This is a genomic window from Psychrobacter sp. CX10, from assembly GCF_057621575.2.
Window position 1 is genome coordinate 3,022,377 of the sequence record NZ_CM177736.1, and the last position, 20,733, is coordinate 3,043,109.

The window sequence follows — 20,733 nt, forward strand, 5'->3', positions numbered from 1 at the left end:
GGGCGGTTATAAACATATGATGACGTTATGGCATAGTATATCAAACCTTTATAGATTACGTTCGTATTCCATAGATATCGCCTATTTGAATTTATCTAATGGCATCATTTATAAAAAATAAGATAAATTTGAGTATATGCACTGTGAAGTATGGGTAAATAATTAAATTTTAAATCTAGACAATAACAATAAAGTAGCTTTTAAAATGTAACAATTATAGTAAGAAAAATATTGACTATAAGCATTTATTACTTTTTAATCATAGTATGTAATTAAATTTATCTTTATAAAATAACCTTACAGAACCGTTTAATATTGAATTTTCAAATAGTTATCGAGATTATTGTGTGATCAAAGTCTAATAATATAATTATATAGATTTTGAATTTTAAGAATATTACTAAATAAGATCATTATTTTCGATGAAATTTTTTGATGTAACACATAGCATAATTTTGAACTATTTAAGTTTTTTTTGGGATGATTTAAATATGTTGAAAATATTTATACATACTTATAATATTTTTATCCTAAAGAATATAGCTCATAGAACTTATAATATTGTGCCCTTTCTTTTAGCCTCTCCTCAAATGCGATTAGCCAGTGTGCGCATAGCTGCTGATCGTCGTTTAATGAATACAACATTTAATCTTTTATTCGTATAGCACTATAAACTCAAAAAAGAGTTTAGGATTTTTTTTGCGTGGCATTCTATTGACTTAACTGGTTTTAATTAATAAGTCAAAGTCAATGTCATGATGCTGTACCAAATTATCAATACTTAAGAGAACCTTATGAACCATATCTATAAAGTAATATTTAATAAAGCCACTGGCACCTTTAACGCGGTCGCAGAATATGCAAAAGGAAAAGGCAAAAAAAGTAATCGCTCAGTAGGCAAAAAAAATATCGGTAGTAGCGGTAGCACTGAAGGTAGCTCCGTATTAACTCTAAAAGCCATAGTGGCTGCTATGTTACTTGTTGGAAGTGGTCAGGTTATGGCTGCAGATTTAGTTGATGCTGACGGTGCTGGTACTCGTCTTTTAGGTGTCATCGTCAATGATAGTCTTACAGCTAGTGAAGATGATGACATTAACTTTGTTGGCAGTAATGGGGTGGCTGTTAACTATGAAAATAGAACCTTTAATTTTTCGGTAGATCCATCTACTCTACCAAGTCCAGATACTTATTTTCATGTTAATGATGGAACTAATGCCAGTACTGGTAATGCATCAACTAATAAAGGTAAGGTAAATGAAGCGGCTGGCGCTACTGGAGATGACGCCTTAGCGGCAGGTGTAAATGCCCAAGCTACTGGTGATAATAGTATCGCAATTGGGAAGAACGCTAAAGTTTCATTAACTACGAATGGAGTAAGTCAAGCTCCAAATTCAGTGGTTATTGGTACAAACGCTATAACAAACGATTATCAAAATATTGTTATCGGTGGTCAAGCTAAGGCTATCAGTGCGGATAATGTACAAGGTAATAAAAGGGTGTATGAAACTATTGCAATTGGCAGAAGAGCAGAGTCTCAAGGTCATGGTAGTGTTGTAATTGGCAGGGATGCAATTGCTCAGAGTTCGGCTAGCCTAGCTATTGGTAATCAAACGCATACCAGTGGTGCTAGCCCCGAACAAGTTGCCATCGGTTCAGAAATTTATGTCAATGGTCAGCAAAGCATAGGCATTGGTAATGATGTGATTGTCAATGGTGATTTTGCCATTGCCATCGGTACTCAAAGAAATGGTAATCGTATAGATAGAGAAGTTAGCTCTGATGGTGATTTCTCGGTATCTATCGGGGGTGGAGAAAATGCATCTAGACGAGTTGCCGAGTCTGATGGTGACTCATCTATTGCTATTGGTAGCAACTCTAAAACCGCATCAGGGTCAACCAATTCTATTGCTATTGGTAGCAACTCTAAAACCGCATCAGGGTCAACCAATTCTATTGCTTTAGGTTATGACGCTAATGTAGATACTGATGTAGTAAATGCAACTGCACTGGGTACTGGTACTACTGCCAGCGTTGAAGATAGCGTTGCGCTAGGGTCAGCTTCAGTAGCTAATAGAGAAGTGCCTACAGAGAGTGGATACGATGCTATTACAGGTACTAATTCTACAAATACCACATCAACATGGCGAGCAACCACCAGTGCTGTGTCAGTGGGTGATGGAACAACAGTCACTCGGCAAATTACTAGCGTTGCAGCTGGGTCTCAAGATACCGATGCAGTTAATGTCGCGCAGTTAAAAGCTGCAGATAAAGATACCTACTTTCATGTTAATGATGGTACTAATGATGGTACTGGTGATGCTTCAACCAATAAGGGTAAGGTAAATGAAGCGGCTGGCGCTACTAAGTTAGGTGCGATTAGTGCAGGTATCAATGCAAAAGCAAAAGGCGAAGACAGTGTTGCCATTGGTTCGAGAAGAGCGACTGATAAGAATACAATTGCTGAAGGTGAGCGAAGTGTCGCTATCGGTTCAAATGCGCAAGCCCAAGGCGACGATGGTTATGCTTTAGGTGCAGGGTCAAGAGCAAGAGGAAATAACTCAATTGCACTTGGCACGGGTGCAGCCGCAGGCGCATCAACAGGAACATCAAATTCAAAGTTGGAGACGATTGCGATAGGTAATAATTCTCTTGCTTACTCAGCTCAAGCCATCGCAATTGGTAGCGATATAAAAGCTAGTGGTGATTTTGGCATAGCTATAGGATCAAATACGCAAGGTCGCAAAATTGATTCTACTGGCTATGCTGGCGTTGCAATTGGTAGTGGAGGCGCTAATGAGGGTGCAAAAGCAAATGGCGAAAGCTCAGTCGCTATTGGTGGCGGTAACGCAAAGAGTTCAGAGTTAGATGGTGCGGTTGCTACGGCTGATAATTCAGTTGCACTGGGTGCTGGCTCTAGCGCAACGCAAAGTTCATCCATTGCCTTAGGGTCGCAATCTGTCGCGGATAGAGATGTTCTCACTACAACAAGTGGTTATGATTCGCTTACAGGTACGGCGTCATTAGATGAGACTTCGACATGGAGAGCCACGACTAATGCGGTATCTGTAGGTGATACGTCTGATTCTGATGAAGCCAATTGGGTAACCCGCCAAATTACAGGAGTTGCAGCAGGCTCTGAAGATACCGATGCGGTTAACGTGGCTCAGCTGAAAGCAGTTGATAAAGACACTTATTTTCATGTGAACAGCACTGGCGCCACCCAAACGCCAAATGGCACTAACCTTGGCAAGTTAAATGACTTTGCTGGAGCGGGTGGTATTAATGCCTTAGCGGCAGGCATTAATGCAACTGCTATCGGTAAGGATAGTATCGCCGTAGGCACAAACACCTCTGTACAGAATAACGATTCAATTGTTGTCGGTAATAATGCTTCCTCTAACTTAGATTATATCACGGGTGGTGTTACTAAAAGTAAGACAGGAGACTTAGTTATCGGTGCAGATAGCTCAAGTTCAGTAACTTACTTTTGGGATACGACTGATCCTATTTACGGCAGCCTAAATAGCCCAAATGTAGTGTTAGGTAACAAAGCCAATAGCAGTGGTCCTTCAGGTGGTGCTGTGGTCATTGGTGATGAGGCAAGTAATCAAACTTTCTCGGGTGTTGCTATAGGTAATAACGCTACAGTTACGGCACCAGAAGGCGACCAACCTTACTTTGTACCTGCTGCTGGTCAAAATGCAAGCTACGGCGTACAAGGTGGTGGTATTGCCATCGGGGCTTATGCAGTTTCCGAACAAAATGGTGAAACAAGAGCAAAAACTCAGTATTACGATAGCGATTGTGTTGAAAATTGTGTTTTGGCTACGCCTATTGCAATTGGTGCAGAATCTAAAGCTACTGCTGATGGTGCAGTCGCATTAGGTGAAGGAACTATTGCTCCAGAACTAAGAAGTGTGGCTTTAGGGAGTTCCGCTGAAACTAGCGTTGACTATGGTGTTGCTTTAGGTGGGCAATCTGTTGCTGATAGAGCAGTCTTGACACCTGGTGCAGCAACTTCCATCACTGCTACTGCAGCAAATAACACGGTTTATGCGCTTGATGAAATCACTCAAACCGATAAAGATGCGATATCTGCAACTGTTAAGGGTGCTTATGGTGCAGTATCAGTAGGCAATACTGATAACACACGTCAAATTACTAATTTAGCTGCAGGTTCAGAAGATAGTGATGCTGTTAACGTTGCGCAATTAAAATCAGTAGCAAATTTAGCTAATTTACCGTTGACATTTACTGGCAACACCAATGCTGATACAGACGCTAATGGTTCGCAACAAAAGCTTGGCAGCACTTTTAATATTATAGGGTCCAATTCAGCTATTGCTTTGGCTAAAGATACCTCAAATACTGCAACTGAAGGTAATTATTCTGCTAAAAATTTACAAACCGTAGTGACCGATGGTCAGGTTCAAGTACAATTTGCAGATAATCCTGTCTTCACTACCGTCACGGCAACAGACAGTGTGACCATAGGGGACACTGCAGGCGACAACACCGTATTGACCAGCACCGCAGACGGTCTAGATGTTGGTGGCGACAAGATCACCAATGTCGCTGCAGGTGACGTCAGTCCCACTTCTACTGATGCTGTCAATGGTAGTCAGCTGGATGATCTGGCAAATAGACCGTTAACATTCTCAGGTGACACTGGTGCTGATTTTAATCGAAAACTAGGTGAAACCGTTAATGTTGAAGGTGGTGTCACAGACTCTGCATTATTATCTGATGATAATATTGGTGTCGTATCTGATGAAACAGATACACTAGAGATTAAACTTGCTAAAAGTTTAAAAGATTTATCGGATGCTACATTTGTAGATGCTACTGGTAATGAGACTCAAATTACTGGAGATGGTATTGCAATAACGCCGCAAGATACAAGTAAAGACAGGGTTAGATTGAATACTGACGGACTGGATAATGGTAACAATACCATTGTTAATGTTGCCGAAGGTGTGGCTGATACTGATGCCGTAAATGTTAGTCAGTTAGAAAGTGCTGTTACAGGTCTTAGCGAAGAAGTTGTTTCAAGTAATAAGTCTATTAATGTTGATGATAGTGGTACAACGGCAGATGGCGCAACCATCTTTGATGTCTCTGTCAATACGGACAATGATACATTAGTAACCGACCCTAATACTGGTGTTATCAGTGTAAATACTGGTGACGTTACTCAAAATACCAGTACAGGTTTAGCAGAAACACCTAATGCAGATGCGATTGCAACTACTGGTGACGTAGTAGATGCCGTAAACAATTCTGGCTTTAACGCAATTGCTGGCAGTACAGGCACTGGTAGCACAACAGGTGTTGTGGCTTCAGAAAACATAAAGAATCAAGACACAGTGACGTTGCGAGCTGGCGACAATATGGTGCTCGATCAAAATGGTTCAGTCTTTACTTATTCAGTGAGCGATAATCCTGTTTTTGAAACGGTTACAGCAACAGATTCTGTGATTATTGGAGATACTGCAGGTGATAGTACAGAACTATCTTCCAAAGCAGATGGTCTTGATGTTGGCGGTGATAAAATCACGGGTGTTGCTGCAGGCACAAACCCGAATGACGCGGTCAATGTCAGTCAATTGACCGAGACTAATGACGCTGTAGCCCAAGGCTTTAACGTTGGCGATGGTGATACCGACAACAACTACCAGCTTGGTGATACCGTTAATTTCACCGAAGCTGATGGCAATGTCATCACCACAACCACCGCTGACGGGGTTGAGTTTAGCCTAGCTAACAGCATAAACGTCGGCACAGTCAATCCAGTCACTATCAATGGCGATGATGGTACAGTAGGTGGACTCACCAACACCACCTATGACCCAGCAAACATTGTTAGCGGACAAGCCGCCACAGAAGATCAGTTGCAACAAGCGGCAGCGGCCTCACAAGAAGAAGTTACCTCTGATGATGGTTCTATCACGGTTGATAGCTCGGGCACAAACGCAGATGGTGCAACTATCTTCGATGTATCCGTCAATACTGATGGCACCACCATCACTAAAGACGCTGATGGGAACATTACTGCAAACACGACTGCACTGACAACAGACACGGGTGGCACAGTAATTACGCCAGAGAATGTAGATGCCCTAGCCACAGCCGGAGACATTGCTGACGCCATTAATAGTTCAGGGTTTACCGTTCAAGCTAACGGTGATTCAGGAGAGGTTGTTAATCCAGGTGATGACGTTAACTTCGTTAATGGCGACAATATAGAGATTACTCGTAGTGGTACTGAATTCACAGTCGCTACTGCTAAAGATGTTGTCTTTGACAGTGTCACAGTGGGTCCTGTCACCATCGATAATACAGATGGTATTGATGCCGGCGACACCGCAATCACGGGTGTTGCTGCGGGCACAAACCCGAATGACGCAGTCAATGTTAGTCAATTGACCGAGACCAATGACGCGGTTGCCGAAGGTTTTAATATAGCGGCAGACAACGGTACTGAGGACAATGTACAACTAAGTGAAACAGTCACCTACACCAGTACAGATGGCAACATCGTTACCACAGTGACTGACAACCAAATCGACTTTGGCTTAGCAAACAGCATCACCGTCGGTACAGCCAACCCTGTGACCATCAATGGTGACGCTGGTACCGTAGGCGGACTCACCAACACCACCTATGACCCAGCCAACATTGTTAGCGGACAAGCTGCTACTGAAGACCAGTTGCAACAAGCGGCAGCGGCCTCACAAGAAGAAGTTACCTCTGATGATGGTTCTATCACGGTTGATAGCTCGGGCACAAACGCAGATGGTGCAACTATCTTCGATGTATCCGTCAATACTGATGGCACCACCATCATTAAAGATGCTGATGGGAACATTACTGCTAATACCACAACCTTAACGCCTGACTCAAATGGCTCAATAGTTACCCCGACTGGCGGTGATGAAAACACGCTAATCACTGCAGGTAGTGTGGCTGATGCTATTAATAGTTCAGGATTTACCGTACAAGCTAACGGTGATGCAGGCGAGGTAGTTAATCCAGGTGATGACGTTAACTTCGTTAATGGCGACAATATAGAGATTACTCGTAGTGGTACTGAATTCACAGTCGCTACTGCTAAAGATGTTGTCTTTGACAGTGTCACAGTGGGTCCTGTCACCATCGATAATACAGATGGTATTGATGCCGGCGACACCGCAATCACGGGTGTTGCTGCGGGCACAAACCCGAATGACGCAGTCAATGTTAGTCAATTGACCGAGACTAATGACGCTGTAGCCCAAGGCTTTAACGTTGGCGATGGTGATACCGACAACAACTACCAGCTTGGTGATACCGTTAATTTCACCCAAGCTGATGGCAATGTCATCACCACAACCACCGCTGACGGGGTTGAGTTTAGCCTAGCTAACAGCATAAACGTCGGCACAGTCAATCCAGTCACTATCAATGGCGATGATGGTACAGTAGGTGGACTCACCAACACCACCTATGACCCAGCAAACATTGTTAGCGGACAAGCCGCCACAGAAGATCAGTTGCAACAAGCGGCAGCGGCCTCACAAGAAGAAGTTACCTCTGATGATGGTTCTATCACGGTTGATAGCTCGGGAACAAACGCAGATGGTGCAACTATCTTCGATGTATCCGTCAATACTGATGGCACCACCATCACTAAAGACGCTGATGGGAACATTACTGCAAACACGACTGCACTGACAACAGACACGGGTGGCACAGTAATTACGCCAGAGAATGTAGATGCCCTAGCCACAGCCGGAGACATTGCTGACGCTATTAATAGTTCAGGATTTACCGTACAAGCTAACGGTGATGCAGGCGAGGTAGTTAATCCAGGTGATGACGTTAACTTCGTTAATGGCGACAATATAGAGATTACTCGTGATGGTACTGAATTCACAGTCGCTACTGCTAAAGATGTTGTCTTTGACAGTGTCACAGTGGGTCCTGTCACCATCGATAATACAGATGGTATTGATGCCGGCGACACCGCAATCACGGGTGTTGCTGCGGGCACAAACCCGAATGACGCAGTCAATGTTAGTCAATTGACCGAGACTAATGACGCTGTAGCCCAAGGCTTTAACGTTGGCGATGGTGATACCGACAACAACTACCAGCTTGGTGATACCGTTAATTTCACCGAAGCTGATGGCAATGTCATCACCACAACCACCGCTGACGGGGTTGAGTTTAGCCTAGCTAACAGCATAAACGTCGGCACAGTCAATCCAGTCACTATCAATGGCGATGATGGTACAGTAGGTGGACTCACCAACACCACCTATGACCCAGCAAACATTGTTAGCGGACAAGCCGCCACAGAAGATCAGTTGCAACAAGCGGCAGCGGCCTCACAAGAAGAAGTTACCTCTGATGATGGTTCTATCACGGTTGATAGCTCGGGCACAAACGCAGATGGTGCAACTATCTTCGATGTATCCGTCAATACTGATGGCACCACCATCACTAAAGACGCTGATGGGAACATTACTGCAAACACGACTGCACTGACAACAGACACGGGTGGCACAGTAATTACGCCAGAGAATGTAGATGCCCTAGCCACAGCCGGAGACATTGCTGACGCCATTAATAGTTCAGGGTTTACCGTTCAAGCTAACGGTGATTCAGGAGAGGTTGTTAATCCAGGTGATGACGTTAACTTCGTTAATGGCGACAATATAGAGATTACTCGTAGTGGTACTGAATTCACAGTCGCTACTGCTAAAGATGTTGTCTTTGACAGTGTCACAGTGGGTCCTGTCACCATCGATAATACAGATGGTATTGATGCCGGCGACACCGCAATCACGGGTGTTGCTGCGGGCACAAACCCGAATGACGCAGTCAATGTTAGTCAATTGACCGAGACCAATGACGCGGTTGCCGAAGGTTTTAATATAGCGGCAGACAACGGTACTGAGGACAATGTACAACTAAGTGAAACAGTCACCTACACCAGTACAGATGGCAACATCGTTACCACAGTGACTGACAACCAAATCGACTTTGGCTTAGCAAACAGCATCACCGTCGGTACAGCCAACCCTGTGACCATCAATGGTGACGCTGGTACCGTAGGCGGACTCACCAACACCACCTATGACCCAGCCAACATTGTTAGCGGACAAGCTGCTACTGAAGACCAGTTGCAACAAGCGGCAGCGGCCTCACAAGAAGAAGTTACCTCTGATGATGGTTCTATCACGGTTGATAGCTCGGGCACAAACGCAGATGGTGCAACTATCTTCGATGTATCCGTCAATACTGATGGCACCACCATCATTAAAGATGCTGATGGGAACATTACTGCTAATACCACAACCTTAACGCCTGACTCAAATGGCTCAATAGTTACCCCGACTGGCGGTGATGAAAACACGCTAATCACTGCAGGTAGTGTGGCTGATGCTATTAATAGTTCAGGATTTACCGTACAAGCTAACGGTGATGCAGGCGAGGTAGTTAATCCAGGTGATGACGTTAACTTCGTTAATGGCGACAATATAGAGATTACTCGTAGTGGTACTGAATTCACAGTCGCTACTGCTAAAGATGTTGTCTTTGACAGTGTCACAGTGGGTCCTGTCACCATCGATAATACAGATGGTATTGATGCCGGCGACACCGCAATCACGGGTGTTGCTGCGGGCACAAACCCGAATGACGCAGTCAATGTTAGTCAATTGACCGAGACTAATGACGCTGTAGCCCAAGGCTTTAACGTTGGCGATGGTGATACCGACAACAACTACCAGCTTGGTGATACCGTTAATTTCACCGAAGCTGATGGCAATGTCATCACCACAACCACCGCTGACGGGGTTGAGTTTAGCCTAGCTAACAGCATAAACGTCGGCACAGTCAATCCAGTCACTATCAATGGCGATGATGGTACAGTAGGTGGACTCACCAACACCACCTATGACCCAGCAAACATTGTTAGCGGACAAGCCGCCACAGAAGATCAGTTGCAACAAGCGGCAGCGGCCTCACAAGAAGAAGTTACCTCTGATGATGGTTCTATCACAGTTGATAGCTCGGGCACAAACGCAGATGGTGCAACTATCTTCGATGTATCCGTCAATACTGATGGCACCACCATCACTAAAGACGCTGATGGGAACATTACTGCAAACACGACTGCACTGACAACAGACACGGGTGGCACAGTAATTACGCCAGAGAATGTAGATGCCCTAGCCACAGCCGGAGACATTGCTGACGCTATTAATAGTTCAGGATTTACCGTACAAGCTAACGGTGATGCAGGCGAGGTAGTTAATCCAGGTGATGACGTTAACTTCGTTAATGGCGACAATATAGAGATTACTCGTAGTGGTACTGAATTCACAGTCGCTACTGCTAAAGATGTTGTCTTTGACAGTGTCACAGTGGGTCCTGTCACCATCGATAATACAGATGGTATTGATGCCGGCGACACCGCAATCACGGGTGTTGCTGCGGGCACAAACCCGAATGACGCAGTCAATGTTAGTCAATTGACCGAGACTAATGACGCTGTAGCCCAAGGCTTTAACGTTGGCGATGGTGATACCGACAACAACTACCAGCTTGGTGATACCGTTAATTTCACCGAAGCTGATGGCAATGTCATCACCACAACCACCGCTGCCGGGGTTGAGTTTGGCCTAGCTAACAGCATAAACGTCGGCACAGTCAATCCAGTCACTATCAATGGCGATGATGGTACAGTAGGTGGACTCACCAACACCACCTATGACCCAGCAAACATTGTTAGCGGACAAGCTGCCACAGAAGATCAACTGCAACAAGCGGCAGCGGCCTCACAAGAAGAGGTCACCTCTGATGATGGGTCTATCACGGTTGATAGCTCAGGTAGCACCGCAGATGGTGCGACCATCTTCGATGTATCCGTCAACACAGATGACACCACCATCACTAAAGACGCTGATGGAAACATTACTGCCAACACCACAACCTTGACGCCTGACTCAAATGGCTCAATAGTTACCCCGACTGGCGGTGATGAAAACACGCTAATCACTGCAGGTAGTGTGGCTGACGCTATTAATAGTTCAGGGTTTACCGTACAAGCTAACGGTGATGCAGGCGAAGTTGTTAATCCAGGTGATGAAGTTAACTTCGTTAATGGCGACAATATAGAGATTACTCGTAGTGGTACTGAATTTACAGTCGCTACTGCCAAAGACGTCACCTTTGACAGTGTCACAGTGGGTCCTGTCACCATCGATAATACAGATGGTATCGATGCCGGCGACACCACAATAACGGGTGTTGCTGCAGGTGTGGCAGACACGGATGCAGTTAATGTGAGTCAGTTAGAGCAGTCTGTCGCTGCATCAAGAACGGAAGTTGAAGCAGGTACTAATATTGCCTCTGTTGAAACGTCAACTGGTGCTAATGGTCAAACTATCTATAAAGTGAATGCAGAAGGATCTACAGTAACTGCAAATGCTGATTCAGGATTATTAGTTACGCCAGTAGAGTCAGAAAATAATGTCACTGATTATCAAGTAAGTTTGAATGACGAAACTAAAGGTAGCTTAGATAGAGCGGACAGTGCGTTGCAGACTGTCGTTACGCAAATTGACGGTCAGGATGTTAAGACGGTTGATCAAAGCAACAATACTGCTAACTTCGTGACTGGAAATAATATCAAACTTGAAGATGATGGTAATGGTGGTATTAAGGTATCGACTGCCGAAGAAGTCACCTTTAACACTGTAAATGCAGGAGATGTTAACGCAAATGAGGTTATTGCAGACACCATGACAGTACAAAATGTTGACGACAATCCTAATGCAGTTACCAATAAGGATTATGTTGATTCGGGTAGAACTAAGGTAGGTTCAGAAGATGGTACGGTAACTGTTGTACAGACAGATAATGGTAATGACGGCTTTAATTATGATTTATCAATCGACACTTCTGCCATCGAAGCTGAAGCCGCTAAACATACCTCGGTGTCAGGTGAGGGACCAATCACAGTTACTAAGTCTGACTCTCCTAACGACAATGGTGGAGATGAATTTATCGTTTCAGTTGACACTGACGATACCATCAGTACGGATAATGGTCAGCTTAGCGTAAATACGGGCTCTATTACCACAGCGCCTAATGGCATAGCTTCAGCGGACAATCCAGATTCTATTGCAACGACTCAAAGTGTTGCAGATGCTATTAACAACGCTGGATTTACCGTGAAAGCCAATAGTGATGATGGCGAGATGGTGAACTCAGGTGATGTCGTTGACTTTATTGATGGTAACAATATTGAGGTTATGCGAGACGGTACGAACCTTACGGTCGCAACTAAAGACGATGTTACCTTTACTAATGTGACGTCAGACAATATGACGGTCAAAAATGATGACAGTATTGCTCAAGGTGGTGATGTTGATTATATTACCGAAGGCAATCAATCCGTCGTCAATGGTGGCGATGTTTATGAAGCCATAACCAGTACTATTGAGTCGACAGAACAGCAGTACACTGGGGATAATGGTCAAGTCGTAACCCGGAACCCAAATCAAGTATTGGCGATTCAGGGCGGCGCGACCACATCTACAGAAAACAATATTCAAACCGTGGCAAACACCAATGGCAGCATTGATGTTAAGTTAGCTCAGAATATTGATTTGGGTGATGCGGGTACTGTCCAAACGGGTAATACGGTAGTAGATAATAATGGTATTACAATAACTAATCCAGATCTACCTGATAACACAGTTACGCTTACCAACCAAGGTCTGAATAACGGCGGAAATACCATTACTAATGTTGCACCAGGAGTCAATGGTACTGACGCTGTCAATCTTAATCAGCTCAAAGACCTTGGGTATAACATCAATAATAAGATTAATAAAGTAGGTGATGAAGCCAATGCTGGCATCTCATCTGCAATGGCGATGGCGGCGTTACCACAAGCTTATCTGCCTGGAAAGAGTATGGTGACAGGTGGTATGTCGACGTATAATGGTGAAGGCGCAGTAGCGGTCGGTTTGTCTAAGTTATCTGATAATGGTCGCTGGGTAATGAAAATTAGTGGTAGTGCAGATACTGAAGGTAATGCAGGTGGTGCAGTGGGTGCAGGCTTCCACTTCTAAACCGCTATTTATGAAATATAAACAGTGTCACACCCCACAGTGTTCGAGTGTGACATACCTGTCGATATTAACATTCGCCATTATTATTATAAATTCTTAAGGAAGTTTTATGAAAAAGAATCACCTAACCAAATTATCTAGTCTAGGTGCCATTAGCCTGACTATGATAGCTATGACAGGCTGTATGGGTACTAAGTATCTTAGTGAAGGGATTACAGATGAGGGACATATTGAAGGTAATAATATTGTCTTTCCAGATTTGGAAGAGGCATGGCAGATTGAAGGGCAGTTTCCAAATAGTGAAAACCTTCAAAAAATAAAACCTGGTATTGTAAAGGATGAGCTCTATCAGCTTATTGGTCGTCCGCATTTTAACGAAGCTCAATACGCTCGTGAATGGGACTATATTATGAAGTTTTATAGACCAGATGAGTCTGTCAAAATTTGTCAATATAAAGTTATCTTTGATGCCAATTATAGAGCTCAAGAGTTTTATTGGAAGCCTGCTGATTGTCCTCCTAGTAGACCGAAAATTGCTGAAGAGCCAATTAAAGAGCGTATAAATCTAGGTGCAGATGCTTTATTTAAATTCGATAAATGGCAACCTGATAATATGCTGCCCCAAGGCCGTCGTGAACTAGATGATTTAGCAAATAAGTTAAGAGAGTACCAAGAAAGTGGTGATACTCGTATTGTTATTACAGGTCATACAGACCGTAAAGGAGACAATATGTATAATATGAATTTATCTCAATTACGCGCGCAAACCGTCCGTAGTTATTTAGTGGAACGCGGTATAAATCCAGCTTCCATGATAGCTGTTGGCGCTGGAGAGTCACAACCTGTAAATCAATGTCCAAGCAATCTATCTCGCCAGCAAGAGATCGAATGTTTGCAGCCTAACCGTAGAGTGACGCTTGATGTGACCGTGGTACAAGACTAATATAGTCGATTAATAGCTAATTCATCCTATACATTAAGAAAGGGATCAACATTTAGTTGGTCCCTTTCTTAATGTATAACAATAAATTCAATAGTTTTAAATCAACGTTTTAAATCAATCATCCACAAGCTCGTTTTAAAAATACGCTATGTTAAAAGTTGCCTTCTCCCCAATCTATCTATACGAAGTGCCACAAAAGCACCGCTTTCCTATGCAAAAATATCAGCTTATACCTGAGCGTTTGATGCAAGAAGAGACTTTAAGTAAAGATAATTTTTTTGCGCCAAACAAATTAACTGAAGAAGAGATTCTGACTACCCATACTAATGAATACTGGCACAAGCTTAAAACACAAACCCTAACGCGAAAAGAAGCGCGAACTATTGGCTTTGAGATGAGACCTGAGTTGGTTGAGCGTGGCAGGTATATTGCGCATGCCACCTATGAATGCGCGCTTTATGCAAAACACTACGGCGTATCATTAAATGTTGCAGGAGGCACACATCATTCATTTGCAGATCATGGTGAAGGGTTTTGTGTTTTTAACGATGTCTGTATCGCAAGCAATCTGCTGTTAAATAGGGGAGAAGCTAGTCGAATACTAATTGTTGATTTAGACGTACATCAAGGCAATGGTAATGCAAGCATAATGGCGCATGAGCCAAGAGTATTTGTATTTAGTATGCATGGAGCAAAGAACTATCCCTTTCGAAAGCCGCCTTCTGATTTAGATATTGAGCTTGATAATGGTACAGAAGATGACGAATATCTATTGACCTTGGAACAAATACTACCAAGACTGATTGCAAACCATAACCCTGATTTAATTTTTTATCAATCGGCAGTCGATGTGCTGGCCACTGATAAACTAGGTAAGCTCTCGCTGACACTAGAGGGCTGCAAATTAAGGGATAAATTTGTGCTAACACAAGCCAAAACTAATAATATTCCAATAGCTATTGTAATGGGTGGCGGATATTCTGAAGATATAGATGATATTGTTGAAGCCCACTGCAATACATTTAGAGTAGCACAGAAACTTTATTTTAATTAACCACTTAATAGTAAGTAATGTAGATATTTTACATTAGTTTTAAATAGCAACACTGTTTGTTAGGTGGTTTATATTGCGATAATCAGAATTTTCGCTAGTCAACATTTTTCTCACTAATCGGCATCTGATTGATTGGCAGTACGACCATAAAGCGTGTGCGTCCATTATATGTATCGGTTCGAATTTGACCATTATGGGCTTCTGCAATTTGTGCCACCAAAGATAGCCCCAATCCAGAGCCCTTTTTCTGCTGCTGTAGACGTACAAAGGGGCTAAAAATTTCTTCCCGCTTATCATGAGGAATACCACTACCCTCATCTATAACTGATAAGACAGCATAATTTGGCTGAATAACTGGATCGCTTTTGGGTCGACGCAGACGTTTAGCAAAGCCGATATCGTTTAGCATACCAGCCTCTGATTTACCTTTTTTAGCCTGTTTCTGAGACTCTTTATTTGTTTGTTGCGGGGTAGATTCGGTACCCGTCGTTTTACCAGAGGGCTTATCATCACTTTTTATGTTGTTAGCACCTTTTATTTCTTTAGTAACGCGCGTGTTAGCAATGCTCGAATTAGTAGCGCTCGAATTAGTAGCGCTTGTGTTTTCGTGAGAATCTTTACTATGAGCCGTATGGGAGACTGCATCGGCGTTATTAGAGTCTATTGCAGTTTCTAAATCATCTATAGAGGATGCATGTTTTGTAGTATTCTCAGGTTGATTTGATTTGGTCTTGAGCTCACTATCCTCATTACCATTCGCCATCATAGCACTACCATCCGTTATTGTAGCGCGTTCATTATTGCCCGTACTGACATTTGAACTGAAACTGGAACTAGTACTAACATAATCATTAGTAACGCTAAGCGCCTCAGTATGGGCTGGGTTGGCATCCTGCTCTAGAGGTTTTGTGGTCAGCGTTTCAAGATGAGGCGGTGGGTAAGGCGCTTCATTCGCATTGACCACGCCATATACATGAACCTCAATAGGTGGCTGCCCATGTATAAGGGCATTATTCAATAAGTTGCGAATCAAATGTATCAACAGTTTTGGTTGACCATTCATAACGAGTGACTTGCCATATAAGGTCGCATCCGAATAGTGTTGACACTCCTGACAGACAAGCTCATAGAGATCAACCCGTTCAACAGATTGCACAGCGTGTCCTGCATCTAAACGACTGACTAATAATATACTTTCCACTAAATCATTGAGCCCCGTTAAATCACGATTAACCGCTTGAGCCCGCTTTTGGAATTTTGCTTTTGCGGTATTGGTCAACTCATCTGTAAGCATGTCCATCATTTCGATCTGCAAGCGAATGCGAGTAATTGGGGTGCGCAGTTCGTGTGATGCATGCGCCAGTAGTAAGTTGTTTGCATTAATGAGCTGCTCGATTTTCTGTGCAGCATGGTTAAACCCTTTGGCTAAGCTTGCAATCTCATCTGTACCTTTGGCAGGGACGCGCACACTAAAGTCCCCATCACCCAATTGCTCCATTTGACGACTCATCTGATTAATACGCCACGTCATCGAACGTGCAATCCACCACAAAACGCCAGACATCAAAGCTAATAAGGTAAGCGTACCGGTAAATAAGTTTAATACCGCCCATAATTCTGAGCGCTGAGGGGGATTACGCGGTTCATATAATAACGTATAACCCCGATCACTCATGGCCTTTACATTAACTCTATCTGAGGAAAAAAAGGCGGGAAGTATTCGAGTCATTAAGGAGGGATCTTCGGGCAAGGTATCAGGTAAGTCACTATCGTCTGTCTGAATAAGCAGTGATCCGTTACGGTCGTATAGGCCCATTTTGGCTTGAAGCGAATCGTCGAATACATCAAAGCTTTTTTTTATGACAGCCAGCATAAACCGAGCTTCTAAAAGCTCTTGCATGGTCGTGGCATTATCTAACTCATCAATAAAAGGATCAACTTGACTCACTATCTGATTGGCTAACACCTCCCAGCGGGCATCAGCAGAATTATTATGCACAACGTTCATTAAAGTAATCATAGCCACAGCAAAAAGTACCAGTGTCAAAACAACACTAGTAAACAATTTACTAAAGACGGATTTAAAGCCAAATCTAGCCATACATGTTTAAACTTTAGATAGCGCCAATTGAACTATTATTAAATGGACTATGATAAAAAATGGCATTTAATAAATACCGTACGTTTTATGTTCAATTTATTTAGACTTGATCAGTAGCAAACTGATAACCCACCCCACGAACGGTAATAATACGTTTAGGCTGGCGCGGATTGTCTTCAATCAAGGCACGTAACCTTGAAATATGAACATCAATTGCGCGATCAATGTTGTCTGAGCTGTCATCATTTGGCATGGCTTGCCACAGTTGTTCACGATTAAGCACTTTACCAGCGTGAGTGGCAAAATAGTGTAATAGCTGAAACTGATGCGTGGTTAAGCGTACGGGCTTATCATCAATGGTAACTTCATGGCTATCAGGGAATACACTCAAGCGGCCAAAGGTCAAGCTGTCAGTTTGCCCATCGGTTTGATTAGGCTGCTCATGGCGGCGTAAGACTGCTCTAATACGAGCCAACAACTCACGAGGTTCAAAGGGTTTGGCGATGTAATCATCTGCACCCATCTCTAAACCAAGCACACGATCAGTCGTATCACCTTTGGCAGTCAGCATGACAATAGGTACTTTATTAGTTTGAGTGTTTTTACTACCACGAATTTTCTGACAGACTTGCATACCGTCAATATCAGGTAACATCAAATCTAGAATGATTAAATCGATACCACGCTCTTTGGCTTCCAAGATATCCAAACCTTCTTGACCTGTTGGCGCATGATGCACCTCATAATAGTTCATTGTGAGGTAATCACTAATCAGCTCTGCCAAATCTGGATCATCTTCGATTAATAATATACTTTTACTCATGTTATTCCTTATAAATTGTTAATTTTCAAAAATAAAACTCGTTAATTTCTATAACGTTAATTGTTATGCTAAGGCGCTTGTACTTAGACTATTTGTTTTAGATTAGACTACTTGTTTTTAGAATAGTGACTATTCGTATTTAATTCGCCCAACTATATTTATTCATTTTAATTATTTTATATACATTCACATTATTTATAGCACTATACTTATCAGCCTAAAAAGCGCTGTTTTTAACGAGGTTTATCATATAACACTTATAATGCCTAATTATAGACCCTCTCGACAATACACATATTGTTACTATTCATCGCTATTGTTACACGATGTCTAAGTTGTCCAACTATTTAATTGCTGTTAAGACGCGCACTTCGTATTTAATTTACGTGCACTTCGTATTTGAAGTAATAGTTAATCAATAGATTATATGACTTGTTATAATTCGCAACAATAACGAATACCATCTATAATCAATAAATAGCTATTTAATAAACAATTAATTAAATGAATTATTAAGCCAATTAAATAAGCCAATTAGAACTTTAATAGGTTATGATTAAGTTATAAGATTTACGCCCTATTAGAATTTTATAGACTCTTATTAAATACTCAATATACAAAATTTAAATTCTAACATTAGAGTCTTATATCGAGCGAAAGCTTTGAAATAGGTAGTAAACCTATTCAATTTATGCTAAAAATAGCATCATTGTTGCTGTTGTGTATCTTTTAAGATGAGCTAATAAAGTGAGCTAAATATTTAAAAGAATGCGAGTTCGTTTTGAATTTAAGAATTTAAACACTGTTTATAGCTAGATTAATGACCAAACTTATCACTATGTTGCACGAGGGAGGGCGGTAATGTGCTATCTTATCAGCTTAAACTATTCGTTTTTTTAGCTGAATTAATAGTAACGCTAATTAACGGATTACTATTCAAATTATAAGTAAGTTTAGGGAAAAGTTAATTAAGTGAAAAATGAGTTTAAGTGAAAAATGAGTTAAGTGAAAAGTTGATTAAGTGAAGCGTTAATTTAGTGATACGTTTATTAAGTAATAGGCGATACACATCTAAGCAGGATATAATTTAATTTGCATAATTTGAAAGATTTATAATACAGGATAACCGTAATGGATATAAGTTTTGATGGCTTAAAAGTCATGGTGATTGATGACTCAAAAACCATACGCCGAACAGCTGAAATGTTGTTACAACGTGTGGGATGTGATGTTATCACCGCCGTAGACGGTTTTGAAGCTTTGGCGAGAATTGCAGATCACAACCCAGATATCATTTTTATCGACATTATGATGCCACGTCTTGATGGTTACCAAACCTGTGCAATCGTCAAAAACAATCCAGATTTCGTCGATACACCTGTGATTATGTTGTCTTCAAAAGATGGGCTATTTGATAAGGCGCGTGGCCGTATAGTTGGTGCAGATGAGTACCTGACCAAACCATTTAGTAAAGATGAGCTGTATGGTGCTATTAGGCAATATCATAAGCAGGCATGACGCATAATTGTTTATTAGAGGAATGATGAGATAAAAATTATAGTAGGCATTTAAAATATTAAGCACTTATAAATAAGCACTTAAAAAAATAGACACTTAAAAAAATAAGCACTTAAATAGTGGGCACTTAAATTTGAGAGAGATAAAATGTTTAAGGTTTTAGTAGTTGAAGACTCACAATCTGAGATGGCAAGAGTTCGTGAGCTACTAAAAGCACATAACTTTGAGGTGTTTGAGGCGGTTAATGGCCAGCTTGGCATTGAAAAAGCGTTAGAGATTCAGCCAGATATTATTTTGATGGATATTGTCATGCCCGAAATGAATGGCTTTCAAGCGACGCGTAAATTAACACGAACCGACGAAACCAGCCATATCCCCATTGTTATGATCAGTACTAAAAGTCAAGAAACTGATAAGGTGTGGGGTAAAAGACAAGGCGCACGCGCTTATCTAACTAAACCGGTTCAAAAAAATGAATTATTAACTACCATTTACTCAGTTATAGGATAATTGGCCGTGGCTTTAAAAGGATTTATGGAGCTGCTGCGTTTAGATAGTATCGCTAAATCGCGCACCAGTAACCATCAGCAGACAGAAGAGCCAGATTGGAAAGGCGTTGCTTTTGAGGTCGGCGGTGAGAATTTTGTGGCGCCCATCGGTGAGATAACAGAAGTTAGGCAAATACCAACAACATTTACCAAAGTCCCGTTAACCAAGTCTTGGCTCACGGGGGTGGCTAATATTCGTGGAGAGTTAGTTCCCCTAACCGATTTGGCAAAATATTTGAATTTAAATAGTCATACTGCTCAGTTATCAAATCGAAAGCTTTTGGTTATAAAGCGTGATGAAAGCGCTTTTGGTCTGGTCGTTGATAACGTCATGAGTATAAAAAACTTCTCAAAAGATGATTACGTTGCCAAAAGTGTACCGAAGGATTCCCCGGCATTGCCTTACAATCATGGTCAGTTTGTTCAAGATGGTGAGGTGTGGCCTGTATTTATGCCAAGTTTACTGACGCAAGACCCCCGTTTTATTGATGCTTCTATCTAATTGGTACCTTTATCTCATTGTTGCCTATATCTAAACGATAGAACATAGACCAGTAGTAATTGCTCATTAGCTAAACGTATTTTATTAAATTTATATTAAACAATTTATGTTTTG

8 protein-coding genes are annotated in these 20,733 nt (G+C 42.0%); 6 read left to right on the plus strand and 2 right to left on the minus strand.

The annotated features are described in order from the left end of the window. Positions 1-794 precede the first annotated feature (794 nt). The 3 genes from AC21OH_RS12300 (at position 795) to AC21OH_RS12310 (ending at position 15,127) form a co-directional block, all read left to right on the plus strand. The gene (locus tag AC21OH_RS12300) at positions 795-13,130 is read left to right on the plus strand and encodes a YadA-like family protein (RefSeq protein ID WP_491139813.1); all 12,336 of its coding nucleotides are present in this window, start codon (positions 795-797) and stop codon (positions 13,128-13,130) included. A gap of 109 nt (positions 13,131-13,239) precedes the next feature. Beyond that, a complete protein-coding gene (locus AC21OH_RS12305) occupies positions 13,240-14,073 on the plus strand; it encodes an OmpA family protein (protein ID WP_487371119.1) in 834 nt (277 codons plus the stop codon). A gap of 148 nt (positions 14,074-14,221) precedes the next feature. Next, on the plus strand, positions 14,222-15,127 hold the full coding sequence (locus AC21OH_RS12310) for a histone deacetylase family protein (RefSeq protein ID WP_487371120.1): 906 nt from the start codon (positions 14,222-14,224) through the stop codon (positions 15,125-15,127). A gap of 94 nt (positions 15,128-15,221) precedes the next feature. On the opposite strand, the gene AC21OH_RS12315 is transcribed toward AC21OH_RS12310, so the two are convergent. Together AC21OH_RS12315 and AC21OH_RS12320 are read right to left on the minus strand one after the other, a co-directional pair. Further along, complete coding sequence (locus tag AC21OH_RS12315) at positions 15,222-17,228, minus strand: ATP-binding protein (protein WP_487371121.1); 2,007 nt, start codon at positions 17,226-17,228, stop codon at positions 15,222-15,224. 100 nt (positions 17,229-17,328) lie between these two features. Further along, complete coding sequence (locus AC21OH_RS12320) at positions 17,329-18,051, minus strand: response regulator transcription factor (RefSeq protein WP_486536622.1); 723 nt, start codon at positions 18,049-18,051, stop codon at positions 17,329-17,331. Between the two features lie 1,131 nt (positions 18,052-19,182). Here AC21OH_RS12320 and pilG point away from each other — a divergent pair. From pilG to AC21OH_RS12335, 3 genes are all read left to right on the plus strand, one after another. Next, on the plus strand, positions 19,183-19,569 hold the full coding sequence (gene pilG / locus AC21OH_RS12325; RefSeq protein ID WP_486536623.1) for a twitching motility response regulator PilG: 387 nt from the start codon (positions 19,183-19,185) through the stop codon (positions 19,567-19,569). A gap of 147 nt (positions 19,570-19,716) precedes the next feature. Continuing rightward, positions 19,717-20,079 carry a response regulator gene (locus AC21OH_RS12330; protein ID WP_486536624.1) on the plus strand — a complete coding sequence of 121 codons (363 nt, stop codon included), beginning with the start codon at positions 19,717-19,719 and terminating at the stop codon, positions 20,077-20,079. 6 nt (positions 20,080-20,085) lie between these two features. Then, positions 20,086-20,619, plus strand: a complete 534-nt coding sequence (locus tag AC21OH_RS12335; protein ID WP_486536625.1) for a chemotaxis protein CheW — start codon at positions 20,086-20,088, stop codon at positions 20,617-20,619. Positions 20,620-20,733 lie beyond the last annotated feature (114 nt).

What these genes read in the sequence shown, in the direction of transcription:
- AC21OH_RS12300 (WP_491139813.1), top strand. Translation starts at nt 795, where the DNA reads ATGAACCATATCTATAAAGTAATATTTAATAAAGCCACTGGCACCTTT.
- AC21OH_RS12305 (WP_487371119.1), top strand. Translation starts at nt 13,240, where the DNA reads ATGAAAAAGAATCACCTAACCAAATTATCTAGTCTAGGTGCCATTAGC.
- AC21OH_RS12310 (WP_487371120.1), top strand. Translation starts at nt 14,222, where the DNA reads ATGTTAAAAGTTGCCTTCTCCCCAATCTATCTATACGAAGTGCCACAA.
- AC21OH_RS12315 (WP_487371121.1), bottom strand. Translation starts at nt 17,228, where the DNA reads ATGGCTAGATTTGGCTTTAAATCCGTCTTTAGTAAATTGTTTACTAGT.
- AC21OH_RS12320 (WP_486536622.1), bottom strand. Translation starts at nt 18,051, where the DNA reads ATGAGTAAAAGTATATTATTAATCGAAGATGATCCAGATTTGGCAGAG.
- pilG (WP_486536623.1), top strand. Translation starts at nt 19,183, where the DNA reads ATGGATATAAGTTTTGATGGCTTAAAAGTCATGGTGATTGATGACTCA.
- AC21OH_RS12330 (WP_486536624.1), top strand. Translation starts at nt 19,717, where the DNA reads ATGTTTAAGGTTTTAGTAGTTGAAGACTCACAATCTGAGATGGCAAGA.